This window comes from Salmonella sp. SSDFZ69 (genome assembly GCF_004010755.1).
Lineage (GTDB): Bacteria > Pseudomonadota > Gammaproteobacteria > Enterobacterales > Enterobacteriaceae > Salmonella > Salmonella enterica.
Genome location: NZ_CP034831.1, coordinates 1,011,430 through 1,037,521, shown reverse-complemented (window position 1 = coordinate 1,037,521; position 26,092 = coordinate 1,011,430). Strand labels below are relative to the sequence as shown.

Below are 26,092 nucleotides of genomic sequence, written 5' to 3'. Positions count from 1 at the left end.
TACTGATATCTCTGGTAATTTAAAGTAAGGCTGATTATATAACACGATTTTTGTGAACTTGTCATCGCTATGATGGCTGGTAAACCGATATTGCCTTATTCACAGCGTAAGAATCCGTCCACTCCTTCCGGCTTTAACCCTGTGGATTAAGGCCGGCATTTTATTCATATTTATACATCATCCGTTCTCACTGGGAACTATTTGCCTGAACGGTCTACACCGAAACAGTCACGCTTGTTAGCTTTCTGCCAGGCATACCTCTTCTCTTCCTCCTGATATCGATATAATGCCTGGGGGCCAGCCTGAGGATGATACTGCTCATAACCCCCCTGCCTTTTTGACGCTATAGCTGAAGGGAGTAAAGAAAAGACGATATCATTATTTTGCAAAAAAATATAAAAATAAGCGCACCATTAAAAACAGTCTTTCATTTATATTTTGACACCTAAGACAAATTACACTCTTAAACTTTCAACGAATGGTCATTTAGTGGAAATCTTCGAGAAAAATGGTTCTGATGGTGTAATTATCAGACCATTAACCATGAAGATATAATAAGCAGCATTTACACTCAAAAAAAATGCAGTAAGATAGCTACAAAACTAATCTCTATTGCAATGAGGCCAAGTTAAATATGTAAATATTTAGATGCCCGGCGCTGACCCTCTCTGCACCAGGATATACGACGGCATCCATTCGATAATCACGGTTAGTTATAACAATATTATTACCAACATGTCAGTTATTTAAAGCACAGGCATAAGCTAAATAATCAAATGTTAAAAATATATAAACCCGAGCCCGTACAATATGAAATTAAGCTCATAATAAAAGCTCAACCTGACCGTTAGTACTAACAGCAGAATTACTGAAACAGTAGATTCTATCCTAACGACTTGTATTAGCTATTATAACTTTTCACCCTGTAAGAGAATACACTATTATCATGCCACATTTTAATCCTGTTCCTGTATCGAATAAAAAATTCGTCTTTGATGATTTCATACTCAACATGGACGGCTCCCTGCTACGCTCAGAAAAGAAAGTCAATATTCCGCCAAAAGAATATGCCGTTCTGGTCATCCTGCTCGAAGCCGCCGGCGAGATTGTGAGTAAAAACACCTTACTGGACCAGGTATGGGGCGACGCGGAAGTTAACGAAGAATCTCTTACCCGCTGTATTTATGCCTTACGACGTATTCTGTCGGAAGATAAAGAGCATCGTTACATTGAAACACTGTACGGACAGGGCTATCGGTTTAATCGTCCGGTCGTAGTGGTGTCTCCGCCAGCGCCGCTACCTACGACTCATACATTGGCGATACTTCCTTTTCAGATGCAGGATCAGGTTCAATCCGAGAGTCTGCATTACTCTATCGTGAAGGGATTATCGCAGTATGCGCCCTTTGGCCTGAGCGTGCTGCCGGTGACCATTACGAAGAACTGCCGTAGTGTTAAGGATATTCTTGAGCTCATGGATCAATTACGCCCCGATTATTATATCTCCGGGCAGATGATACCCGATGGCAATGATAATATTGTACAGATCGAGATAGTTCGGGTTAAAGGTTATCACCTGCTGCACCAGGAAAGCATTAAGTTGATAGAACACCAACCCGCTTCTCTCTTGCAAAACAAAATTGCGAATCTTTTGCTCAGATGTATTCCCGGGCTTCGCTGGGACACAAAGCAGATTAGCGAGCTAAATTCGATTGACAGTACTATGGTTTACTTACGCGGTAAGCATGAGTTAAATCAATACACCCCCTATAGCTTACAGCAAGCGCTTAAATTGCTGACTCAATGCGTTAACATGTCGCCAAACAGCATTGCGCCTTACTGTGCGCTGGCAGAATGCTACCTCAGCATGGCGCAAATGGGGATTTTTGATAAACAAAACGCCATGATCAAAGCTAAAGAACATGCGATTAAGGCGACAGAGCTGGACCACAATAATCCACAAGCTTTAGGATTACTGGGACTAATTAATACGATTCATTCAGAATACATCGTCGGGAGTTTGCTATTCAAACAAGCTAACTTACTTTCGCCCATCTCTGCAGATATTAAATATTATTATGGCTGGAATCTTTTCATGGCTGGTCAGTTGGAGGAGGCCTTACAAACGATTAACGAGTGTTTAAAATTGGACCCAACGCGTGCAGCCGCAGGGATCACTAAGCTGTGGATTACCTATTATCATACCGGTATTGATGATGCTATACGTTTAGGCGATGAATTACGCTCACAACACCTGCAGGATAATCCAATATTATTAAGTATGCAGGTTATGTTTCTTTCGCTTAAAGGTAAACATGAACTGGCACGAAAATTAACTAAAGAAATATCCACGCAGGAAATTACAGGGCTTATTGCTGTTAATCTTCTTTATGCTGAATACTGTCAGAATAGCGAGCGTGCCTTACCGACGATAAGAGAATTTCTGGAAAGTGAACAGCGTATTGATAATAATCCGGGATTATTACCGTTAGTGCTGGTTGCCCACGGCGAAGCTATTGCCGAGAAAATGTGGAATAAATTTAAAAACGAAGACAATATTTGGTTCAAAAGATGGAAACAGGATCCCCGCTTGATTAAATTACGGTAAAATCTGAGAGAGGAGATATGCATTATTTTTTTATCATCGTAATCTGGTTGCTTAGCATAAATACAGCATGGGCTGATTGCTGGCTTCAGGCTGAAAAAATGTTCAATATTGAATCCGAACTACTTTACGCTATCGCCCAGCAGGAATCGGCGATGAAACCTGGCGCCATTGGTCATAACCGAGATGGTTCAACCGATCTTGGCCTGATGCAAATTAACAGCTTCCATATGAAAAGGCTGAAAAAAATGGGGATTAGTGAAAAACAGTTGTTACAGGACCCCTGCATTTCTGTCATTGTGGGCGCCTCCATTTTATCAGATATGATGAAAATCTACGGTTATAGCTGGGAGGCCGTTGGCGCTTATAATGCCGGGACGTCGCCGAAACGATCGGATATAAGGAAACGTTATGCTAAAAAAATTTGGGAGAATTACAGAAAATTAAAAGGAATGTCAGCAGAAGAGAAAAACAAAAGACTTTCTATCGCGGCAAACAAATAATTATACAGAAATAGCTTACTTTCAGATAGTTCTAAAAGTAAGCTATGTTTTTATCAGCTTGCCGTCGTCATAAGCAACTGGGCTTGCATTGCTTTTAGTTGTACAAACTGTGAGGCGTCTTCCAGCATTCTATTGTTCCGTGAATTCCGGAAATCTGCACGTACCTGCTCCAGATTACTATGAGGATTATCCTTAAGTACAAGGGCCGCCGCCATCGTTCCGGTTCTCCCCACTCCGCCCAGACAATGAATCATCGGTAAATGCTTATCTGATGAACTACGCCCCGGCGCGCCATTTTGGTTACTATTTTTCACCCTATCCGCCAGATATTCTAACTGATCCGTAGACGGTAACGGCTGGTGATCTGGCCAATTTTTCACATGCAATACCGGGATTGTATACCGCTTTTCCCCGCAGGACAGTTGCATATTGTATTGGTCTATCGCTTCTCCCTGACTGGCTGAGCTCACTTTTTGGCTGTTGGTATGCACCTCGCCAAAGGTGTAGCTCCCTCTGAAATAGGGTGGTAATTGTTTTGCCTGCATCTGATCTTCCGACGTTAACACCACCAGGCATGAGCATTCTTTTTCAAGAAGCATTTTCATATGCGCTTCCAGCGCATCCGGCGTATTTTTTGGGTACGAACCGGCTAATGCCACAGGCTTACCGTCAAAAGTTAACGTATTCACTGGCACAGGCATTCCATCGCTCAGTTTCACCTGGGTTTGCTGATTAATTGGAATGCTGCTGACCGCAAACCGTGCCAGGCCCAGTGTCGGTCCGCTCATCGTCTGTGGCATTGGCGCGCCGGCTTCTATTTTCTCAAGTTCAGCTGTAACATTTTTCAGTTCTTTAGCAATAACGTGAATTTTTTTTACAGCCTGGGTTAATTCATGAGTAGAGGCTTTATCAACCCACCTCTCAACCTCTCCTCCACAGGTTCCCCATTGTGAGAACCGGGCTACACCGACCTGAATATTTGTTAACGTTGTAACATAATCATTAAGTTGTTTAGCCTCTGGAATTTTATTTAAATTCTGTAAATTCGTCATTAATGAACGCAGCGGGCCGTTACCTGAAGCCATCTCCTGGAAGTTTTCTCGCAGGCTATTTCCATCCATTTGTTCCAGTTGCGGTAATGTTCTTTTAAGTCCCTTTAGCGCGATATCGAGTAAAGGTTGCTTACTTTCTGCTCCAACATCGTTATTTTTTTCTACCACTTTTGTATCGCCGCCTTTTATGACTAAAGCGGCATTCCTGACACCAACATTATCCTTGATATTAATAAGGTTTATAAACCCTTCGTCAGCAGCTTTTACACACTCCGTGATCTGCACTGCTAAACGTTGGGTAAGGGGTTTGTTCATATTTATACGGGACATTAACAATGCGTCATTAACCGCTGTTTCCCCATATTTTTCCGTTAGTGCATGGAGAAATGTCTGTAAAATCTTTTGGTCCTGTACTCTGATATTTTCCGTATGTTTTTGCACCACTTCAGTGTTTTTAAATAACGGCATTTTTCCAAGCCAGGTTAATACTTTTGACGAAAATTTTTCAGGCGCAACATATGCCTTATCAGTATTTTCCTTAGCAATATAAAGTCGGGCATCATTCGACACACCAACTTTTGAAAACGAAGACAACGTTAAATTATTCAATTTTCTCTCCTCATACTTTAGCATATTCCTGCAGTATGTTTTTGAGCGCTTCCTGCTGATTCACAAATGACTCAAGCTGCGATATAATATGGTAAGTATTTGTCAGATCGGTAATTGCATGTATAAGCAACAACGTCTCTGCGGCATCAATGTACGCTAACGTACCTTCATTATTCGCAGCCAGTTCACCATTAATCACCATAATCTGCCGCCAGATAGAATCGCCACAAACAGGCGATAACGGTATAATCATACCGTTCAATAACCAGATATCATCTTTAGCTTCAATAGACGTAAAAATATCGCTATCGAGTAGTAATAAGCACTGATTGTTGTCGTCAAAAGTGAGCGGTAAACCCAATTTCTCACCAATATTAGCGATAATATCCTGGTGTGCTTGCAATTTACTTTCCTCTTGAATTATATCTTTTATAAGATTGCTTCTTCAAATTTAATCTGGTTACACAATGTCTTGATACTTTTTCGCGCCCATCGCCGGGCGCAATATTTCTCTCCTTTAATCCAGTAGAATAGCCATTCACTACGCATCGGAACACATATCAGCAGTTCCTTCGGATCATTTTCAACATGACGTAACTTGCCTTTAATAACAAAACGCGGACTGTCAGCAATATCATCATATATTGCAGCCATACCTGAACCGGGTACTACATGTGTGATGATTTTCATAACAATTAATCTTGTTCAATTGTTGTCGAGCGAGAGAAAAATACTACACCCTGGACTCAAGACTTTTTTTAACAACACGGCATATATCCGCAAAGGTCGTCATATCAGGAAGATCGTTTTCATTGCAACTAATGTCAAACTCCTCACTAAGACCAAATACAATATCAATTAAATCCAATGAGTCAGCGTAAAGATCCTCAACCAGATGGGTCTGACCATTGATACTATCAACATCAACGGCAATACAGGAAGTGATCACTTTTTTGACTCTTGCTTCAATATCCATATTCATCGCATCTTTCCCGGTTAATTAACGCTGCATGTGCAAGCCATCAACGGTAGTAATAACCCGATCCACGCCAGGTTTATTCAGGTATGACTCGTAAGCCGGGCCAGCTCGCCAGCTACCGTCTCCGATAAGGCCGTCCAGCACATTACTTAACACATAGTCAGTTTCCCCTTTTAGCTTGGTCAGCCCCGCCTCTCTGGCAAACTGCAGTGCAATCTCAGCCAGTTTTTCTTTTTGTGGATGATGAGTAATGACCTCTTTAAGCGTATCCATTTTCGCTTTCAATTCTGGGTGCTTGTCAATATCGCTACATTGCGCTTTCAACGCTGCACTCTTTATCGTGTCATTGGGTAATATTTCCGCACGCAAGCCGTCAAACGCTCTGCGTACAGGGAACGGTGTGGAGGTATCCGGCTCCAGGGCTTTACGTATCACCCCCAAAAACGCCTCACGGGCGTTGAAATGCATTGAATGCATATTCGTAACGCTCGGTACTGTTGAGAGGAAACTATTTTGCTTAAACTTCAAACCAGAAAATGGGCCAGTCTTATCTGTCTGGCTATTATCATTATCGGTCGTACCGGCTTTATTACCTGTAATTACCGTCGAGTCTGATTGTAAGGTATCGATTTTAACATTCTCGACGCCAGCCAGTTGACTGGCAAGCGGCTTCACATTCACAATCTCTGCCGTCTGGCTTTGCTGTTTATTATCATCAACGCCGTGCACCGTGGCCTGTACCGGCTTGCCGATAATGCTCTTGCTGGTTACGCCATCGACTTCATCAAAAGAGGGTGTTTCACCCGTAGTGCCCTTTTCTGGCGTGACCACCTTTCCATTTTTACTTTCGGATGAAGCGTTGGTCACAGCCTCTGCCGTCGCATGAGCCGTGACGTCAATTTTATCCGCGATGCCATGGTCAATTGCCCCTGTGCTGGCGCTGTGTGCCGTCTCCGTTTGATGCGTAGTCGAATCCACACGCGAATGACTATGACTTACGTTGCTGCTGTTAGTCGAATGGTGTGACTCGCCATGGCGTTGGCTGTTATCAATAAATGTTCGGCTATTATCAATCGTCTTCCGGCTATTATCATGGTTGCTATTATCGATATGGCGCTGGCTATTATCGACATGGCTTCGGCTATTGTTAATATGCTTACTGTTATCCACGCTATGGTTACTGCTATCAATATTAATATTGATATTAATACCCGTAGGTTCTGCTTTTTTCCCACCATCAGGTACTGGTCCAGCCGCAGGCTCCGGAATTTTAGGGTCAGGCAGTTTATCTGCAGGAATTTGTGCAAAAACATTACGTAGCAGCAGGGGTATCAACGTTTGCATTTCAAGGTGCCGGGCTTCCCGTCCTACGCTGGTACCCTGCTCTTGCGTTAATTTTTGGTGGCACATATCAAGCGCCTCAACCGCCTTCGCCGCCGCTTTGTCAACAAGGTGCGTAAGATTGCTGCGGGTTAACGGATCTAACGTACAGCCAAAGTTATGTTCAATGCAGCTGGCAATATAGGGCATCACCTCCTGCATAACAAAATTCGTCGATAATTTACTTAATTCACCGCCAGTGTTATTTTTGATGATATCTAACAGCTGCTTTTCCAGGTTTTCCAGCTTCGCTTCCGCTTTCTTTGTTTCTGGCATCCATGGTCCAAAAGCTGACTTTTCTTTCAGGCCATCTTTTATGATTTGCGCGGTATACTCTGCCCCCACCTTCATCAGTAGCGTCTTCGCCTCAGGAGAATCACTGGTGGCGTTGAGCGCTGAACGAAAGAGCCCGGCAAACTCCATTATCGCTTTCTTACCGGCGACATTATTTGAATTGGTAAAAACTTCTTTTAACGCCTCAGCGTCTTTCCCGCATTTAAACAACGCATCCAGACTCGCCTGTTTGATCAGCGCGGGAAAATCTTCCAGTTGCGGGCCTCTAATTTCCCCTGACAGCGTCGCTGTGGCACTTTCTCTGACTGCGGAAAGATTCGCCGCAAGATTCGTGGCCTGCGTTTTGATCTCGGTCTGCATACCTGGCATTATGACGGGGGGCTGAGTCCTTACACTTGTAACCATTATTAATATCCTCTTCTGTTATCCTTGCAGGAAGCTTTTGGCGGTTTCCAGGCTGCTACTTATCGTACTGCTCAGCACTTTTACCAGGTTGTCGTACAATGAATTGGCATTGCTATATTTTTGCGTCAGCGTCTGTAATGTGGTTTTCAAATTTTCTTCCTGCGCTTTAAAACCCGACTGCCAGGCTTGATATTTGGCGTTATCCATTTCGAGTTTTGAATCTTTTCCCGGCGCGCCTAAACCATCAATATCCTGAACCATTTTTTGTAATGGCGTCAGATCAACGGTGACGACATAACCGGATCCATAAGATTTCAGGCAGCTATTCGGCAAATTCAATTCACTGAGCCACTGTCTCGCTTCCGCTTCAGTAGCTACTTTAACGCCGCTGCCTGACTGCGCTGGGAATAAAACGGTATTACTGTTTATTTGATTATATTTATTGACTAAACTGTTTAAATCATTTTTGAGTGAGGTAACATCTAGCTTAACGGTATTACCGTCCTTACCTGGTAATAACCAGCCTCCCATTTTGGACAGAATGTCACTGAAGGCCTGATAAAAATCGGTATAGACTGCGACAACGTTTTCATAAACGCCCAGATAGCTGTCACCTATCGCCGATATATTTTGGGAAACCATATCCCAAATCTCAGCATCAGAAATGGTTGTTCTCGGCTGCGCCATAGGCGAAGCGCTAAATAAGGCCGACGTCGGCGCAGAAAACGCGCTCCGCAGGTTCTCATTTTGTTCTGCGGATAATGACACGCCAGACTTCGCCAACGCATTCAGGCTGCTGGTCAACTGTTGGCGCGCCAGCGTGCGCTCGTCATTATTCTCTTCAGAGATCGGTGGCGTTGACTGCAGCGTCTGCTGTGCCTGCTGGATTTTAGTAGCCGCCTGCGATAATGAAATGATATCTGTACCGCGATGTTCTGTGGTAGACGGTACCACGGCAGTCTCGACGTGCTCGCTCGCCGAGGGAGTCTGCGGCCGTTCGGCAACGATCCCCGGATGAGGAGAAGCGGAATAATTTTGAATATTAAGCATAATATCCCCAGTTCGCCATCAGGAGCGCGATTAAATCACACCCATGATGGCGTATAGATGACCTTTCAGATTAAGCGCGAATATTGCCTGCGATAGCAGCAAGTGCGGATGCTTTCGACTGGTTAATGCTCTCCATTGTTTTCAGCATTTCCTGAATCAGGCTGGTCGATTTACGTGAACTTTCACGGGCTTCGTCCGATGCGGTGCTGGCAACACGGTTATTCACCTGGCTAATTTGCTGCTCGGAACGTTCCTGAGTAGCGGCGTACTGCCCGGACGCCCCTGCAATACCACCGACCGTGACCGAGTTCTTCATAATCAGATCGCCCGTCATCTGCATCTTGCGCGCATCGATTCGGGTCATATCCATGGTATTCTGCTCAAGACGAATATCGGATTCGACAGACTCAAGACGTTTCGACAGAATAGCCTGATGTTCAGGGGAGATTTGTTTATTACTGTCTTTAATACCCAGACTTTCCGTGGCGCTGGTTCCGGCATTAGATTTAAGCGTCGCATCATTAAGATTTTTCGTCGCATCGGTACCGGTTTTCTTCATATTTAACGATTTCAGAGAATCGACGCCTTCAGCACCGAGTTTGACGCTATTCTGCCCGTTCAGCACGTTTTTAATACTGTGGCTTTCAGTGGTCAGTTTATCGATCTTCGCGGCATTATGTTTAAGCGCGCCTCTTTCATTCTGCAGCCCCTTATATTCCAGTTTGGCGCCCACGCCAGTGATCCCCAACTGAAGCGCGCTCTGGGAAATACTACCGGACAACGCATTCATCCCTTCGCGCATCATGGAGCTTGCCGTCGTTTTAGCTGCATCAAAGCTGACTAATGACAACTTACCAGACAGTTTGCTATCAGCCTGGTTCAACGTCAGCATTAACGTATTCGCGGCAGCCAACAGCGCAACGGCACTGGAAGACATTCCGCTAATATCAAAAAACTTTCCGACTTCTGCCTGCTGCTCGCGTAACTGGGTTTGCACAACCTCATTCGCTTTAGTCGTGACATTATTTGCCAGGGCATTCAAATCCTGATTCATGTCGGTATTTTGAATACTGGCTTTTAAAAAGGACGTGATCGTTCCGGGGGTTTGCGTTAATACCCCTGGCGCAGGCGCGCTCAGTGTAGGACTCAACCCCAGGTCACTGACTTTACTGCTGCTAATACCAATACTATTCAGAATATCTTTAGCGCTAACGGATTGCGAAGCTGTCTGTGAACTATTCTCAACAGAATGATTATTTAAATAAGCGGCGGGATTTACTCCCACATTACTAATTAACATATTTTTCTCCCTTTATTTTGGCAGTTTTTATGCGCGACTCTGGCGCAGAATAAAACGCGAAGCATCCGCATTTTGCTGTACCGCAGAAGACATGGCTTTTTGCAGTTCCGCCGTTACCTTCTGGTTTTCACCAAATATTTCTACGGATTGTTTAAGCCACTGCTGAATCTGATCCATGGCAAAACGGGCGAGCATAAAATCAGCAAGCGCCTCGCTGGCATTTTTAATAAATACGCCCTCGGCAACACCACCGGCTGACTGGGCTGCGGTATTCGTGACTTCCATGCCCAACGCCACTTTATTTAGGGTATTACCTACCAGCTCTTTACTTAAGGCATTCGTTTGCAGGCCCATCTTGCTACCCACATTACCCAGGCCGCTAGTAATACGTTGCATCCCCTGGGTAAAGAGTTTGCTGCCGTTTTGCGCCAACTGTTTCAGCACGTTAGGCACCAACTTCTTAATCGTTTCGCCCATCATTTTGCTCAGCGCGTTACCCAGTTTCGCCGCCGCGCCTTTCCCGACAACTGCGACCACCACAATGACCGCTACCATCGCAATAGCGGCAACAATCGCACCAACAATGCTGCCGGCCATCTCTGCCGTTTTCTTATCGACGCCTAATCCTTCCAGCGCTTTGGTAATCGCCTTGCCAATCAGCTCCATTAACGGCTTCAGCACATGCTCCATAATCGGGTTTAGCGCCTGCTGAATAAACGACACCCCCGTCGCCGCCTTCACAATTTCATCGGCAACCATTACCGCAAGTCCCACCGCAGCCAGCGCCAGACTCGCCCCACCGGTAAAAACAGCGGCCACAACGCTGACAATGGTTAGCAGCGCGCCGAGGACTTTCCCGATACATCCCATAATGCGGTTCGTTTCCTCGGCTTTGCGCGTCTCTTCCTGGAATTCAGCCGATTTCTTTTCCATCTCCGCCTGACGCCCTTCCTGCAAGGCGTTGAAAAGCGCAAGATCGTTTTGCAGGCTTTCTTCCGTATTTTTGCCCACAATCTCAATAAACATGGCCATGAGCATAGTGAGGCGGGCGACATTTGACAGATTATCCTGCTCACCCTGGGAAACCTGATTCTGAGAGGCGGCATTAGCCGTTCCCTGGAATTTGGTCAGAATGTTATCCGCTTTCTCGGCTTTCGCTTTAGCGTCTGTGCCTGCTTTAACCGTCGCATCCGTGGCCTTATCTAAGGCCTCTTTCGCCTCTGTCGCTTCTTTTCCGGCCTGTTCTACCGCGGCTTCAGCTTGTGCATAGCCGGGGTCAGCCGGGTCCAGCGATTGCAATTTATTTTGCGCCTGCGTCAGTTTTTTGGCCGCAGCGTCATAAACACTCTTGGCGGTATCCGTCTTTTTGATGCTGGCTTCATAGAGATCCGTCGCCTCCTGAGCCTCTCCCAGAGCCGTCTGGAATTCTTTCGATACCTGAATCCCCATCTCTTTTTGTGACTCAATCATCGCCTGCCATACCGCCAGACGAGACTCCAGTTGAGACAGCGAAACATCGCCCAGTAGTGTCATTAACTTGCCAAGCAGTAATGTCAATTGCCCTTCGCTGGAGAGTTTTTCCCGGGCGGCGTCCGTAGGCGGCTTTAGACCCACCGTATTAATAGCGCTCTCGCCGGACTTTGTTCCGGCTTTAAGGTCGCCCGCTTTCGTTGCCACCACATCTTTAAAAGCTTTATCCGCCGCTTTTAAAAAGTCCGTGTTCTTACGAACGCCTTCAAAAGCCGCCTCAGCGAGGCGCGGATTTTGGGTATATCCGCTACGGCTAATGCTACTTGCGTCATTTACCATAATTATTCCTTTTCTTGTTCACTGTGCTGCTCTGTCTCCGCCGTTTTTAGCGCCTCCAGATAGACCAACGCTTTTGCCCGCAGAGACTCATCTTCAGTACGTTCATTGACAAGTTCAAAACACTGTCTGGCTTTTGCCGCCTTACGCATTAATAATTGACACTGCCCGGTAAAAAAAACGGGGCGATAATCATTTTTAAGTAACGTAAACGCTACTGCATAAAGGTCACATGCTTTCTGAAATTGTTTTTTCAGTTGGCATACTGCCGCCAGTCCCATGGTGTAATCGGGATTGTAAAAATCATAAATGCATAAGAAACGAAAGAACGTCTCAGCTTCATCCAGTCGTCCCTGGTTATAAAACTCATAAGCATGAGCATATAAACCGTCCATCATATCTTGAGGGATCCCATGAACGTCTTTTAGCGTGGCGCCTTCACTAACGGCATCCCAAATCATTTCCGCAACACGTTCTTCGCTGACATTATTTTGATAATCCATTACTTACTCCTGTTATCTGTCACCGACTTTGTAGAACTTAACGACTGCGTTTATCTGATGCAGTTATTAAACCCCGACGGTGGTTAGTGAACATTCAAAAAACGCCCAATGAATACATCGCTACTGCTTTACGCGGCTCAATGCCGTACCTCGTTTTCTTGTGGCTGAATAACGTCTTTGCCCGCGTTTTCTACCTCTTCCAGCCAAACCAGAAGACGTAAAACTTCATCAATTTCTTCCAGACTCACCAGATCATAACGGCGATGGGTTTTGAAAAGACTGCGCGCCAGTTTGATATCGACGATCACAGGTACGCCAACCTTCTCCGCATAGGCGCGGACGGCCAGTGCGCGCTGATTCGTTTCATACACCGAGATCATCGGAATCGGCATCAGTTCGGGTTTAAAATAAATCCCGATCGTAATATGCGTGGGGTTGGCAACAATCAGGCGTGAGTTTTCAATATCGGATTTCACCTGTTCAGACAGAATTTCCATATGAACTTCACGTCTTTTAGATTTAACCTCTGGGTTCCCTTCCTGCTCCTTCATTTCACGCTTCACTTCTTCCTTATCCATTTTCATATCTTTCATGGTCAGGAAATATTCCGCAATAGCATCCAATAATAAGACAATCAATGCGCAAGCAAGGCAAGTTAATACCAATGCGAGGAGAAGTTCACGCCAAATGACGGCAATATCCACAACATTGCCATTTAACTGAGAAAAGATTTCAACCTTATATTTCTTCCAGCAAATGATGGCGGCCACCACAAAGGATGAGAGATACAGTAGGGTTTTGACCGTATCTTTAACCGTGCGCATACTAAAAAGTTTTTTCGCCCCTTCTACCGGGTTTAACGCCGATAAATTAGGTTTTAATGCTTCTGTCGCCAGCACGAAACCGGCCTGTAATAACGCCGGTAATGCGGAACACACTAAGCAGAGCAGCATAAATGGAATCAGATATTTTAACCCTATCCCAAAAACGGCCAAACTGTAGTCAGCCATGCTCTGATCAAAATTATCCGCAATAATGATCTTAATTATCCCCATAAACTCATTAAATGAGCCATACGACACCAGATAGGCAATTCCTCCCAGCGTCAGGCAGGCGATAATGAGATCTTTACTTTTAAATGACTGGCCTTTTTTAGCGGAGTCTTCCAGCCGTTTTTTAGTCGGTTTTTCTGTTTTATTCGAGGACATGCGTCGCCCCTCGCTCGTAAAACCAACTGCTTAATCCTGTGGCCTGGAAAGAGAGTCGCAGTACATTGTCCGGTAGTACCGGAGAGAAATAAAGCAGCATAATTAAAACGGCAATACCGCTTTTTACCGTCAGTGAAATCGCAAAAGCGTTCATTTGCGGAGCAAAGCGCGACAATAAACCCAGGAATACTTCTGACAGCAACAGCACTAATACCACCGGACTGGCCAGAACCAAGGCGTTTTGAGCCACCTGATTAATAAACGTTAATAGCGGCGGTAATGAAGGCGTGCACTCGTTCATCGGATCGCATAGCTGATAGCTTTTATTTAACACGTCAACCATCGTGACCAGACCGCCGTTTTGTAAATAAACGACAGCGGCAAACATATTCAGGAAATTAGCCATTTCCGAGGTATCAATACCGTTTGCCGGATCGATACTGCTACTTAGCGTTGCCCCTCGCTGGTTATCGATAATACAACCCAGCGCATGCATAACCCAAAAAGGCCATGACAGCAGACAGCCCAGCATGACGCCTACCGCCGCTTCTTGCAGAACTAACGGGATCATCGCCACCGATAAAAACGGCGGCGCCTCGTTCAATGCATGCGGCCATACTCCCAATGCCACCAGGATGATAATGGCGTTTCTCGGCGCGCCGCTTAATACCCCGCTATTCAAAAACGGCAGGAAGAAAAAAATCGGCGCCACGCGAGCAAACCCTAGCGCCGCAGACGCAACCAGGTGATGAATTTCAAAGTACAACGCGTAAAACATTTTTTACCCCTTAGCCAACGCCAGGAATATCACCTGACGCCCGTAAGAGAGTAAAACTTCGCCATACCAGCCAGACAGTAAAAACAAGCACAAACACACGCCAAGTAATTTAATGCCAAAAGGCAGCGTCTGTTCCTGTAATTGCGTTACCGTCTGGAATAACCCTACCAGGAGGCCGATAATCGTTGCGACAATCGTCGGCCACCCTGACAGGATCAAAACAAGATAGAGCGCCTTATTACCTGCAAACACTAAATCATCCATTTAACTATCCCGTCTCGTAATGATGTCATGTTGCAATGTCCATATACTGTAATATCAATCCCTTAGACAGTAAGGTCCAGCCATCAAGCGCGACAAAAAGCACCAGCTTAATAGGTGTAGATATCGTCACCGGACTCATCATCATCATCCCCAGCGCCAGTAGCACGCTGGATACCACCAGGTCGACGACGACAAAGGGTAAATAAAGATAAAAACCAATTTTAAACGCGCTTTTTATTTCGCTCAGCGCATAAGCAGGTAATAACGCAAATATTGATGGTTTTTCAATTTCATCTTTGTCACGCTTTACCGTCTCGGTCTCTTCTCCATACTGACGCTTCAGTTGCGCGTTTTCAAAAAACTGAACTAACTCGCGATCTGAATATTTGATCAGATAATCGCGATAACCATCCAGACCTTCATCAACGTGTTTACTTAATGACGAAATATCATTAAAGGTGACATCTTCGTCCTCAAAATAGACGTAGGCATCATGCATTATGGGCCACATAACAAACATAGAAAGCAGCAATGCGACGCCGTTAAGCGTCATATTTGAAGGTATCTGCTGCAATCCCAGGGCGTTACGCACCATGACAAATACAATAGAAAATTTAACGAAACAGGTTCCTGACGCAATAATAAATGGCAACAGGGTGGAAAATGCCAGTAAGGCAATTAATGAGATATCATTCCCCATTACCAGACTCGCTCAGCCATTCATGGATCTCAACGCCTAAGGTGTCATTCATCTGTACCAGTTCGCCATTACCCAGCAAAACACCATTCGCCATAATTTCAACGTTAAGTTCAGCATTGGTCGGCAGTGATAATAGCTGTTGCTGCCCCATGGCTTCGAGTTCGGCGAGGGTAACGTTCTTACGATACAAAACAAATTCCAGTTTGACGGGCAATTGGTTCAAGCCAGGCAGAGTTTCTGCAGTTTCAGTTGTATTATTTTCTTCTTCGATATGTTGAATATCTAACGTTTCCACAATAATTCCCCCTTCAACACGGTTGAAATGACCTAACTTTTTCGCGTAGCAATAAACTTCCGCACGGGAAGTACGAATCAGGAGTACATCTCCGATCCCGATTCGGCCCAGCAACGAACGCTGCGTATCACTGCTACCGATTACAAAGCGCAACGGCCAACGCAGCATTTTCGGCCTGCCGCCCCCGACTGCAGGCAGTTCAGGAAGATGCTCAAACCACAGGCCGCCCCGATCGCTCATAATGTGCAACAATTTCCCTTCCGGCAGCGCGCTTCCCGGCACGGGGTTCTCTACGCATAAACGCCGACAGGACAAATGCGGCACGGGCAACTCAAACGGTCGCTCTGTTGCAGCAAGCCAGGGAACGACCAGGTGCTCAGCGCCAGCAGAAACCGCCGCCCCCGCCAGAGCGGGAGAGACATGCTCAAGCCAGTCCCCAGGTTTAATCCAGGCCGACCACCGTTTTTCTGCATCGCTCAACCGAACCCACATTCCCTGTCGCGTCGGATATTCCAGCGTAGCTTCCCGGCCATGGCGCTGGCATTCTGTCGCGGTTTGCGCCAATAGCCATTCGCGACGATCAATCTGTCTCACACGCAATGACATCAGGCGTCATCCTCCTCGCCAGATTGCTGTCTGTGCTGTTGCTGCTGCGGATTTTGTTGATCGTCTCGCGTCAGGTGCCAGCGCTGGGGATTACCGTTTTGCCATTGATCATGCAAACGATGTTCAACCTGCGTATTTGACGGTATTAACGAAAACTCCCCTGCTTGCCGCGCCTGAATATTGACGGAATAGTCATTTCCCCAGCGCTGAAAACGGTAAGTCAGCGAGCTATCCTCTCCTTTCACGCCATCGGCAGTGGGAAAAATAGTCATCATCGGCTTTGATTGCGCCGCTAAAGGCATTTTTTCATCGCCGCCGGTTAATTGGCTAAGATCGGCGATAGTGGTTGGTTGCAGCGGAAGCTGAGAAACATCTTTAACCTTTTTATGATCTTTATCGTCAGGCTTACCGGTATTGGCTGCGGCCATTCGGGCAGGTGCGACATCCCGCGCCAGCGGCGCGCCCTCTTTACGAACGCCTTCGCCCGCGATGGCTTTATTATCCCCAGGCAATGCCTTGATATTATCGTCAGAGATTCCCGTGGCGTTATCGGCTACTTCACTAGCGGATTCCACGGCTTTTAAATCAGCAGATAATTTTTTACCGCTTACGCTTTCTAACGGCCTATTTTTAGACGATAGCAACGCTGCGGATTTATCTACTTTGGCCTCCGCAGAAATCAAACCGACAGATTTTTCAGCAGTGACTTTCAACAGTTTTTCAGCAATCCTGAGTTCGCCTTTTCCGTTATGATGCAGACCAGAAACGTTGCCATTGTGATGTTCTGATTTCGCTGGCGCGCCATGTCGCCATGCCGCCAGTAATACCGGTAAAGCCGTTTCTTTATGCATTACGAAAGCATCGCCATAGTCGCGATCTTTTTTATCACCGGAATATTCTGTCTTATGTTTTTCCACCGCTTTTTTTAATGCTTCTGATAAACCGCCAACCTCATCCTGCTGCGGCAGTAAAATGTTCCCGGATGAACTGACAGCTGACACATCGCCCATTAAATTATCTCCTCTGACTCGGCCTCTTCCTGCTGTATCTCTCGCTGGATATAGTGTCTTTTCTGACGGATTATCCAGCGTTGATAGTTCCCTTCTTTGCGCAACCAATATTTACTTTTTTTCTGAAACTCTTCCCTTTTCTTTTCCAGCTCGCTCCGTTTTTCCTGAATTTGTATAATCTGGAGTTCTAAATCTTTTATCTGCCGGCGAACAATAGACTGCTTACGTAATAACGTATAAATTTCCTCACGACTGAGCTGTCTGTTTTCTGCACGCAGCGTATCTAATAACAATTTCAGACCCGCTATTTGTTCAAGGATCGCCTCCTCCTCGGCCTGCAGCCCGCGGTCCTCATCCTGATAGCGAAGTAATATCGACTCACACTGTGAATGAAATACCGTACAGCGCCGCTGCAATACTTTAATTCTGGTCAGCGAATGCATTCATACCGCTCAACGTGTCATCAAAGGATGAATATTGTGCTACCGGCTGGCATAACCAGGCTTTCAGGCTATCCCGCATCTGCATCGCCCGATCGTTATCGATATTTTCGCCAGGACGATATTCTCCCAAGTCAATGAAAAGCTGGAGCTCTTCCAGACGCGTCATTAATTTACGCACGGCAGATGCCTGTTCAGCATGTGTCGGCGTCGTGACTTGTCCAAAAACGCGGCTTACGCTTTTCAGTACATCGATTGCCGGGTAATGTCCCTGCCCGGCCAGCTTTCTGCTCAGATACAGGTGACCGTCAAGGATAGAGCGAATTTCATCCGCCATCGGGTCCGCCTCTTCCTCGCTTTCCAGCAGTACTGTATAAAAGGCAGTAATGCTTCCCTCGCTGGTCGCCCCGGGGCGTTCCAGCAAGCGGGGCAAATTATCGAATACGGAGGCGGGATAACCTCGACGGGCCGGACGCTCGCCCGACGCCAGTGCCACGTCTCGCAAAGCACGCGCATAACGGGTCATGGAATCGATAAAAAGCACGACCCGTTTTCCCTGGTCGCGAAAATATTCCGCTACGGTTGTCGCCAGTTGCGCCGCATTGCAGCGATCGACCGAGGGGAAATCGGAAGTGGCAAAAACCAGCACGCATTTTTCTTTCTTATGCGAAGCGCGCAACATATCCACGAATTCAGTGACCTCACGGCCTCGTTCACCGATAAGACCAATAACAAAGACATCCGCCTCCGTTTGCTCGATCAGCATATGCATCAGCATGGTCTTACCGCATCCTGCGGAGGCAAAAATGCCCATTCGCTGGCCTACGCCACAGGTCAATAACCCGTCAATCGCGCGCACACCGGTAATCAGCGGTTCACGGACGCCAACGCGCGAAGCGTAAGAAGGCGGTGCGACATCAATAACGCGTTCTTCGCTAATCGGCGCCACTTCAGGGGTAAAACGCTCAACGATTTTCCCCGTCGGATCCAACACCGCGCCTAATACCGAGTATCCCACCCACGCCGATAACGCACGTCCAGTGGGATAAAGCACGACATCGCGGCTCAGCCCCTGGGCATTGCCGATAAGGCTCAGCACGGTGCGTTCCCGCTGTAAGCCAACCACCTGCGCACGTGCAACAACCTGTTTTTGGTGCCAGCCACGGCGTATTTCACACAGTTCGCCAATGGCCACATCGCGCAATTCCGCCTCAATAATTGGGCCGGTTATTTTTTGTGGGTAGGCCAGATATTGCAGTAAACGAGGTGTTTTCATCTCATTAGCGACCGACTAAAAACTTCCAGATAGTTGTAAAACCCATTCAAGGCAGTAGAGAACTTTTCACCGTCAGATAAAAAATCCGGATGCACTAAGGCTTTAAGCGTTAGCTCCCCATTCTGCTCCCCCAGTAGTAATTGCCCGCCGCGGGCAAAATGGCATCCTTCCATTATGGTCATTAAGATTTCATAAGCCCGCTGTTGTAATACCACCATGCTGTCAGCACCCAATTGCGCCCAGATCCATACATCATCGTCCTTGACGCTGATACAGATACTTGGCAATGCAAATAAATCCAGAACAATTGTTGAATGGCTATCTATTCCTCCAATTAATGAAGGATCGCAACCACTTACTTCCAGTGCGGAACGAACTAATTCAGCGATATCCAAATGTTGCATAGATCTTTTCCTTAATTAAGCCCTTATATTGTTTTTATAACATTCACTGACTTGCTATCTGCTATCTCACCGAAAGATAAAACCTCCAGATCCGGAAAACGACCTTCAATCATTTTCTTAATAAATCGACGGACATCGACAGACGTAAGGAGGACAAGATCTTTATGTGCAATCAATAAATCATCCAACTTAAGTGTAATGAGATCCATCAAATTAGCGGAGGCTTCCGGGTCAAGGCTGAGGAAGGTACTGCCAGAGGTCTGACGGATCCCTTTGCGAATAACATCCTCAACTTCAGCAGATACCATTACTGCTCGTAATTCGCCGCCATTGGCGAATTTATGACAAATATAACGCGCCATTGCCCCACGAATATGCTCCACAAGGTTAATGACATCTTTTTCTCTTGGCGCCCACAATGCGAGCGCTTCCATAATTAATTTCATATTACGCACGGAAACACGTTCGCTTAACAAACGCTGCAAAACTTCAGATATACGTTGTACCGTGGCATGTCTGAGCACTTCTTTAAGTAAATCAGGAAATTTCGCTTCCAGTTGGTCCAGCATATGTTTTGTTTCCTGAATACCGAAATATTCATTGACGTTGCGCGCCAGCGTCACCGCCAGACAGTGGTAAAGCTCATCAAGCGCGTTCCGCAACACATAGCCAAGCTCCCGGAGTTTCTCCCCCTCTTCATGCGTTACCCAGAAATACTGACTGCTACCTTGCTGATGGATTGTTGGATTAATACCAAAGGACACGACTTCATCGGAATAATTTACCACTCGCATCAAATCAAAATAGACCGTAAATTGTTCAACACGGATCTCATTAATCAACAATACGATGCTGTTATCGTCCAGGCCCTCGCCATCGCGTAACAATACTTCCGGCAGGCGCACGCCATAATCAATAAAGAACTGACTACGTAGACGCTCCGCAAGTTGAGCTTTTTCCAGATCTTCACGCCGGCCCTTCGGCACAAGTAATATCAACGGTACAGTCTCTGTAGAGACTTTATCGAGATCGCCAATCAGTCCTAACGACGACCCTTCTTTTTCCTCAATACTGAGCGGCTGCTCGCCTTTGCTGGTTTTAGGTTTGGCGGCGCTACGTTTTGCTTCACGGAATTTAAAATAGAAGAGTACGCTTAAAACCACCGATAAAATAACAAAAACCGGCAGTGGGAATCCCGGCAGAGTTCCCATTGAAATGGTCAAAATAGCCGTAACAACCAATACAAATGGGTTGTTCAACAGCTGCGTCATGATATTCCGCCCCATATTATCGCTATCGCCATTTACGCGGGTCACGATAAAACCGGCACTAATCGCAATCAACAATGCGGGGATCTGGGCGACAAGACCATCACCAATGGTCAGCATGGTATAAGTAGACAGAGCGGAGGACAAATCCATACCATGGCGAGTCATCCCCACCGAAATACCGCCAATAAAGTTCACAAAGATAATAATGATGCCGGCAATAGCGTCACCTTTGATAAACTTCATCGCACCGTCAAAGGAACCGTAAAGCTGGCTTTCCCTTTCCAGTACGCTTCGCCGTTCGCGCGCGGCATCCGCATCAATAATACCGGCCTTCAAATCGGCATCAATACTCATCTGTTTACCGGGCATACCATCCAGAGAAAATCGGGCCGCGACTTCCGCGACGCGTTCTGAACCTTTGGTAATAACGATAAACTGGACCACGGTGACAATAGAGAAGACAACAAAACCCACCGCCAGGCTATCGCCAATAACGAATTGCCCGAACGTGGCGATAATTTCACCGGCATCGGCTTCAATCAAGATAAGACGGCTGGTACTGATTGATAATGCCAGACGAAAGAGCGTGGTAATTAACAGTACCGCAGGAAACGTTGAAAAACTGAGGATTCTGTCAATGTAGAACGACCCCATAAACACCAATATCGCCAGTACGATATTCAGTGCGATCAGGAAATCAACCAGATAGGTAGGTAATGGAATGACGAACATAGAAATGATCATCACCATTAGTACCAGAATCAGTAATTCAGGTCGTAAACGAGCACTGTTAAGTAGAGAAAGCAGCACTATAGGTATCCTGTTAATATTAAATTAAGACAGCTTTTCAATAGTACGACGCTGTTCTGCCATTTCATGCTTGTAGGCAATATCGGTCATACTACGTAACGCCATTAACAATTCTTCCTGCCAATATTCTTCATAAAAGAGTGAAGAGGGTATGGCTTTACATACTTGATAAAATATCTGCAAAAAGGATGCATGTTCTTTATGACTAAGCAATAACGCATTCAAACCTATAATATCGGCTAACAGCGAATCCACTTCATGTGGCTGTTGCAATAGCGAAAGCATCAGTAGTAGCCACGACGACTCCTCCGCATTAAACGCTTTGGTAAACGAATACGACAACAATGTACTCACAAACAGTAGGTCAGCGGAGCGCAACATTTTGAGTTGCGTCAGGCGTCGTAAAAGCTGGCCAAACTCCAGACGCGAACAGCTGGCGTCATTCGCGTCAATATCGGTTAATAGCGAACCCTCGATAAAATCCAGTACCACCAGTCGACGTTGATAGCCATAACTGGCTATCCAGTCAGAGTAAATCTCCACTTCATGTGATTCACTCTGGATAAATTGCCGATAGCTGGCGCGCAATAAGCCTGGTTTTAACGATAATGTTTTCCCAAAAAGCCGGGCCTTCAACGCACAATTAATCCCTGCCTTGAGGGTCTTCGGATCGGTTTGCTCTTCAACGTGCTTAAGTAACGACTCCAGCTTTTTCCGCACGATCTCTTCCAGGTCTTTACGACGAAGCAATTCGCGTAACACAAGGACTAAATCACTGGGGTCAGGAAATAAGCTACGCGCCTGACGTAAAAAATCTTCTAACGCGCCGCCATGTACGCTAATTAGCTTTAATATTTGCTTCGCCTTCGGTAAAGCCTCATCCTCCAGCACGCGTTCAAAACTGTTAGATAAATTACTGGATTTTTTTTCATAATCGCGACGGTTACGAAATTGCGCCAGCGCCGCTGACATTTCGTCCGTCGACTGGACAAATTTTTGTACTTCCGCCCCTGGAGACGAATCCTCTGCGGCCTGTTGTATTTCCGCCTGTTGCGCATCAGTATGCTGGGTCGCATCCTGATGAGATGCCTGCCGGGACAATATTCTGGAAAATGAAATACCAGAGGTTGAGCCAGGAATCATTTAATTACCTCCTGACCTCTATCCAGATAAACACGAACCCATTTCTGTAACTTATCGTCCCCACTCCAGGCACCGCTTTGCTTCAGAATATTGTTTACCGATTCGCTGGCATCCGGCGTTAACGGGTCGACAATTTCTTTTGGTTCAATCATGAACACACGAACAACATTACTTTTATTCTTACTGGAATAACGGAACAGGCTACCAATAAGCGGTAATTTGCCTAAAAACGGAATACTTTGGACAGTATCGGTATTTGCATCCCGTGTATAACCACCGACCAGCAAACTTTTTCCGTGCGGAACTCTTGCAATAGTGCTAATTAACGTTCGCCCGACTTCGGGTAACGCATCTACGGAGGTGGTAGTATCGGATTGCGGCGTCTTATCGTTGCCATCTTCAATGTCCAGCGACATTTCTATCTGACCATCTGCGGAAAAACGGGGCAGCACTCGGATCATTGTTCCGTATGTTACATGCTCAAGCGCCACATTACGTTCCCCAATCAGCTTGGTGTAAAACGTTCTGTTGTTATCAAAAATAGCGGGAACATTTTCCTGAGTCAGTAATACCGGGCGCGAAACCACCGTCGCCTGTTTCTTCTCTTCTAACGCATTGACCGCGGCGATGAATCGACTGCCATCGAGGGTACTTATTGAAGACTGGTTTAATGACACGCCAAGTTTGTCCCCAATAGTTATGCTGCCGCTCCATGAAGTGCCCAAACGCTCCAGATCGCTTTTATTAAGATCGACAATCCACAGGGATAATTCTACGTGACGTTTGGCGACATCCAGCGCTTTAACCAGCATTTCGATAAAATGCACCTGCTCAGCCGTTCCCTTTACTAACAAACTGTTGGTATCCGGATAGGCCACGATTTTAATATTGCCCGCCGCGGCATTTTGCTTTAAAGCTTCCTGCAGACTCATGCCACCGGCATAATTTGCTGCTTTACCTTTCTCTCCATTCGCTGAAAACGCTGGCATCGCCGGGGGTTCGCTACTGACAATATTACCTAAAGGCTGCTCTTCTCCCTGCAATAACCTTTCAATGGCCGTAGCAATACCGGGAATAACCATTTTCTGATCGCGCAGATTGTAGGTACGATCGCCCACGAAGGTATTATTCAGACGCATCACCCCTATTTTCTGGCGTCCCAGCTCAATACCATCGTTTTGCTTGTCCATCATGGTGGCGGCGTTGACCACCATATCAACATAAACGGGTGGCCCTGAAACATAGAATGTTCCTTTACGGTTATCGCCACGTAGCGGATAATTTTTGTTATATAAGCCTGAGCGTTTTAGAAAATTGTTGAACTCATTGAGTGAGACGTTGCGTAAAGAAACCACGGCATTGCGCATTTCACTGGCGTCATAAATATAGATAGCCTGCCCATCGAAATACCAAATCAGCCCCAGTTGTAGGGAAAGCTTCTCCAGTAATGCGTTAGGATCGTGAAACTCAAAGTTGCCCGTAATTTTTTTTCGTGCCGCCATTTTGCTAACAATGACAGGCTCCTTTAGCTGTAGCGCCATGGCATCGAAAAATGTCCGCAGGCTATCGTCTTTCGCAACAAACCCACTTCCCGTTACAGGTATTTTTTCACTAGAATAACCAGGTGCAACCAGAACAAGCGCGGCACATGCCAGCACTCTGGCCAAAAGAATATGTGTCTTCATTTGTCTGCCAATTGAATAATATTTGATAATTTCCGCGGCGAAACGCCGATCAGCTCTTTGATCTCACTAGAAAAATGTGAAGGCGATGAGTAACCATGATTAACGGCTAATTGGGTGATGTTCTCGTGGCCTTCTACACTATTCAGCAGCGATTGCGCCATACGCCAGTTTCGTAATTCACTCTTCGCTTTTCCGCCCAACGCTCTGCTGCACAAACGACGAAAATGGGTATAAGAAACGCCATAGTCTTCTCCCAGCATTCTCATCGTGTTGCCGCTGGTTGACTGAGCGAGTAAATAGCCAACCAACCAGTAACTCTCGCTTTTTCGTAACAGCGCCAGTACCTTATTGAAGGCCGGAGAAGGCGTAATAATTTGCTGCAAAAACCAGTACTCGCAGCGTTTACGATCTTGCCAAATAGCGCGAAACTCAGGACTCAGCAAAACCCATTTATCGGATTCAGCATATGTCGTGTCCACTAATCCTGCGCCATCGATAAATGCCAGTAATTTGCTGAGTACTTCAATTTTTAACGGTCGAAAAACCAGGTCTCCTGATACTGGTGCGACAACGGCCTGCTCGCAAAAAAGCAGCGCGCCTTCCTGAATCAGGCAATTTTCATTGTGTCGGCTTTCAGAAAATGACATATGCAGCTTTTGCGCGGAACACGTCTGTATAAACCATGCTTCCGGGCTGCGGATTTTCCGCTTCTCTCCTTCTTTAAGTACTTCCTGCGTATTTAGCATAGTTGTCAGCACCAGTTAAAAATCATTTTAATATGTAAACAATACCGGGAGCGGGTGGCAAAATCCTGATGCAATCATTATGAAACTGATGCCGCCCGCTAATTAAATTGGCCAACTTGCACAGTGCTTGCTGATTTAAAATAGAAAATTAGCTCATAGTGTATAAATTCTGGCTTATTGTTCTGCAGCAGCAAAAATTCAGATATTGTCATCGGGTTGGATGAATTAATTATTTATATCAGGAGTTTTTTTTGCTAGCATTCCTGAAACGCATTCGCCTCTTATCACTATTGTCAGATAACATTCTGACGGTTGTGTAAAAACATTGCGCCTCATTCTTCTGTAGTTGGAGTTAATATGAAAAAATTTTATAGCTGTCTTCCTGTCTTTTTACTGATCGGCTGTGCCCAGGTGCCCCTCCCTTCCTCCGTGAGCAAACCGGTACAGCAACCTGGCGCTCAGAAAGAGCAACTGGCCAACGCAAATAGTATTGATGAGTGTCAGTCTCTTCCGTATGTGCCGTCAGACCTTGCGAAGAATAAATCATTATCAAACCAGAACGCTGATAATTCCGCATCAAAAAATAGCGCAATCAGCTCAAGCATTTTTTGCGAAAAATATAAACAAACCAAAGAGCAGGCGCTCACCTTCTTCCAGGAACATCCACAATACATGCGTTCGAAAGAAAATGAAGAGCAACTCATGACCGAATTTAAAAAAGTTCTTCTTGAACCCGGAAGTAAGAATTTAAGCATATATCAGACGTTACTTGCTGCCCATGAAAGACTGCAAGCCTTATAAGGCCATATCACCGTTGGCTGAACTCATCATGATATAATTAAGACCATATTTTGCATTGCCACTTAATATCAATATAATTATTATAGCTATGGTCACTTTTACGGTTGGCCATTTGTCTCTTACGTTGCATTTATCAATCTGCTTTTTGATACAGCAGCACCTCGCTGCT

The 26,092-nt window shown here is 45.9% G+C and carries 25 protein-coding genes; 3 read left to right on the top strand and 22 right to left on the bottom strand.

The window, feature by feature from the left end; translation table 11 throughout:
* Window positions 1-946 precede the first annotated feature (946 nt).
* The gene (gene hilA / locus EOS98_RS05120; RefSeq protein WP_001728894.1) at window positions 947-2,608 is read left to right on the top strand and encodes a transcriptional regulator HilA; all 1,662 of its coding nucleotides are present in this window, start codon (window positions 947-949) and stop codon (window positions 2,606-2,608) included.
* Window positions 2,609-2,625: 17 nt separating this feature from the next.
* Window positions 2,626-3,108, top strand: a complete 483-nt coding sequence (gene iagB / locus EOS98_RS05115; RefSeq protein ID WP_000558928.1) for an SPI-1 type III secretion system invasion protein IagB — start codon at window positions 2,626-2,628, stop codon at window positions 3,106-3,108.
* 53 nt (window positions 3,109-3,161) lie between these two features.
* Here iagB and sptP read toward each other — a convergent pair whose 3' ends face one another.
* The 22 genes from sptP to invF all read right to left on the bottom strand — a co-directional run bounded on the left by sptP (window position 3,162) and on the right by invF (window position 25,023).
* A complete protein-coding gene (gene sptP / locus EOS98_RS05110) occupies window positions 3,162-4,793 on the bottom strand; it encodes an SPI-1 type III secretion system effector GTPase-activating protein SptP (RefSeq protein ID WP_079841195.1) in 1,632 nt (543 codons plus the stop codon).
* A complete protein-coding gene (gene sicP / locus EOS98_RS05105) occupies window positions 4,780-5,172 on the bottom strand; it encodes a chaperone SicP (RefSeq protein WP_001147852.1) in 393 nt (130 codons plus the stop codon). The genes sptP and sicP overlap by 14 nt, the downstream gene beginning before the upstream one ends.
* Window positions 5,173-5,198: 26 nt before the next feature.
* Entirely contained in the window at window positions 5,199-5,459 is a 261-nt protein-coding gene (locus tag EOS98_RS05100; RefSeq protein ID WP_000692251.1) for a hypothetical protein, read from the bottom strand.
* 43 nt (window positions 5,460-5,502) lie between these two features.
* Complete coding sequence (locus EOS98_RS05095; RefSeq protein WP_001055579.1) at window positions 5,503-5,751, bottom strand: acyl carrier protein; 249 nt, start codon at window positions 5,749-5,751, stop codon at window positions 5,503-5,505.
* A gap of 18 nt (window positions 5,752-5,769) precedes the next feature.
* Window positions 5,770-7,827: an SPI-1 type III secretion system effector SipA gene (sipA, locus tag EOS98_RS05090; RefSeq protein ID WP_126523880.1), complete on the bottom strand. Its 2,058-nt coding sequence runs from the start codon at window positions 7,825-7,827 to the stop codon at window positions 5,770-5,772.
* An 18-nt stretch (window positions 7,828-7,845) separates the two neighbouring features.
* A complete protein-coding gene (sipD, locus tag EOS98_RS05085; protein ID WP_023231968.1) occupies window positions 7,846-8,877 on the bottom strand; it encodes an SPI-1 type III secretion system needle tip complex protein SipD in 1,032 nt (343 codons plus the stop codon).
* Window positions 8,878-8,947: 70 nt separating this feature from the next.
* A complete protein-coding gene (sipC, locus tag EOS98_RS05080) occupies window positions 8,948-10,177 on the bottom strand; it encodes an SPI-1 type III secretion system needle tip complex protein SipC (protein WP_000909028.1) in 1,230 nt (409 codons plus the stop codon).
* Between the two features lie 27 nt (window positions 10,178-10,204).
* Window positions 10,205-11,986, bottom strand: coding sequence for an SPI-1 type III secretion system needle tip complex protein SipB (gene sipB, locus EOS98_RS05075; RefSeq protein ID WP_000245782.1), 1,782 nt, complete (start codon window positions 11,984-11,986; stop codon window positions 10,205-10,207).
* A gap of 2 nt (window positions 11,987-11,988) precedes the next feature.
* Window positions 11,989-12,486 (bottom strand): SycD/LcrH family type III secretion system chaperone SicA, encoded by a 498-nt coding sequence (sicA, locus tag EOS98_RS05070; protein ID WP_000386309.1) that lies wholly within the window; start codon window positions 12,484-12,486, stop codon window positions 11,989-11,991.
* 137 nt (window positions 12,487-12,623) lie between these two features.
* A complete protein-coding gene (gene spaS / locus EOS98_RS05065) occupies window positions 12,624-13,694 on the bottom strand; it encodes an SPI-1 type III secretion system export apparatus protein SpaS (protein ID WP_000097721.1) in 1,071 nt (356 codons plus the stop codon).
* On the bottom strand, window positions 13,681-14,472 hold the full coding sequence (gene spaR, locus EOS98_RS05060) for an SPI-1 type III secretion system export apparatus protein SpaR (protein WP_000498965.1): 792 nt from the start codon (window positions 14,470-14,472) through the stop codon (window positions 13,681-13,683). The genes spaS and spaR overlap by 14 nt, the downstream gene beginning before the upstream one ends.
* Window positions 14,473-14,475: 3 nt before the next feature.
* The gene (gene spaQ / locus EOS98_RS05055) at window positions 14,476-14,736 is read right to left on the bottom strand and encodes an SPI-1 type III secretion system export apparatus protein SpaQ (RefSeq protein ID WP_000342503.1); all 261 of its coding nucleotides are present in this window, start codon (window positions 14,734-14,736) and stop codon (window positions 14,476-14,478) included.
* Between the two features lie 25 nt (window positions 14,737-14,761).
* A complete protein-coding gene (gene spaP / locus EOS98_RS05050; protein ID WP_000526016.1) occupies window positions 14,762-15,436 on the bottom strand; it encodes an SPI-1 type III secretion system export apparatus protein SpaP in 675 nt (224 codons plus the stop codon).
* The gene (spaO, locus tag EOS98_RS05045) at window positions 15,426-16,337 is read right to left on the bottom strand and encodes an SPI-1 type III secretion system protein SpaO (RefSeq protein ID WP_000058734.1); all 912 of its coding nucleotides are present in this window, start codon (window positions 16,335-16,337) and stop codon (window positions 15,426-15,428) included. The genes spaP and spaO overlap by 11 nt, the downstream gene beginning before the upstream one ends.
* On the bottom strand, window positions 16,337-17,347 hold the full coding sequence (gene spaN / locus EOS98_RS05040; protein WP_023137851.1) for an SPI-1 type III secretion system protein SpaN: 1,011 nt from the start codon (window positions 17,345-17,347) through the stop codon (window positions 16,337-16,339). The genes spaO and spaN overlap by 1 nt, the downstream gene beginning before the upstream one ends.
* Window positions 17,347-17,790, bottom strand: coding sequence for an SPI-1 type III secretion system protein SpaM (spaM, locus tag EOS98_RS05035; protein ID WP_000555884.1), 444 nt, complete (start codon window positions 17,788-17,790; stop codon window positions 17,347-17,349). The genes spaN and spaM overlap by 1 nt, the downstream gene beginning before the upstream one ends.
* Entirely contained in the window at window positions 17,768-19,063 is a 1,296-nt protein-coding gene (gene invC / locus EOS98_RS05030) for a SctN family type III secretion system ATPase InvC (protein ID WP_000856766.1), read from the bottom strand. The genes spaM and invC overlap by 23 nt, the downstream gene beginning before the upstream one ends.
* A complete protein-coding gene (gene spaK, locus EOS98_RS05025) occupies window positions 19,060-19,467 on the bottom strand; it encodes an SPI-1 type III secretion system chaperone SpaK (protein ID WP_001164066.1) in 408 nt (135 codons plus the stop codon). Before spaK ends, invC begins: the two co-directional genes overlap by 4 nt.
* A gap of 23 nt (window positions 19,468-19,490) precedes the next feature.
* The gene (invA, locus tag EOS98_RS05020; RefSeq protein WP_126523879.1) at window positions 19,491-21,548 is read right to left on the bottom strand and encodes a type III secretion system export apparatus protein InvA; all 2,058 of its coding nucleotides are present in this window, start codon (window positions 21,546-21,548) and stop codon (window positions 19,491-19,493) included.
* Window positions 21,549-21,572: 24 nt separating this feature from the next.
* Window positions 21,573-22,691 carry a type III secretion system gatekeeper InvE gene (invE, locus tag EOS98_RS05015; protein WP_000612166.1) on the bottom strand — a complete coding sequence of 373 codons (1,119 nt, stop codon included), beginning with the start codon at window positions 22,689-22,691 and terminating at the stop codon, window positions 21,573-21,575.
* On the bottom strand, window positions 22,688-24,376 hold the full coding sequence (gene invG, locus EOS98_RS05010) for a type III secretion system outer membrane ring protein InvG (protein WP_000848102.1): 1,689 nt from the start codon (window positions 24,374-24,376) through the stop codon (window positions 22,688-22,690). Before invG ends, invE begins: the two co-directional genes overlap by 4 nt.
* Window positions 24,373-25,023 carry a type III secretion system transcriptional activator InvF gene (gene invF / locus EOS98_RS05005; protein WP_001674874.1) on the bottom strand — a complete coding sequence of 217 codons (651 nt, stop codon included), beginning with the start codon at window positions 25,021-25,023 and terminating at the stop codon, window positions 24,373-24,375. The genes invG and invF overlap by 4 nt, the downstream gene beginning before the upstream one ends.
* A 456-nt stretch (window positions 25,024-25,479) precedes the next feature.
* On the opposite strand from invF, the gene invH reads away from it, so the two are divergent.
* Window positions 25,480-25,923 carry an SPI-1 type III secretion system invasion lipoprotein InvH gene (invH, locus tag EOS98_RS05000; protein ID WP_126523878.1) on the top strand — a complete coding sequence of 148 codons (444 nt, stop codon included), beginning with the start codon at window positions 25,480-25,482 and terminating at the stop codon, window positions 25,921-25,923.
* The last annotated feature ends 169 nt before the right edge of the window (window positions 25,924-26,092 follow it).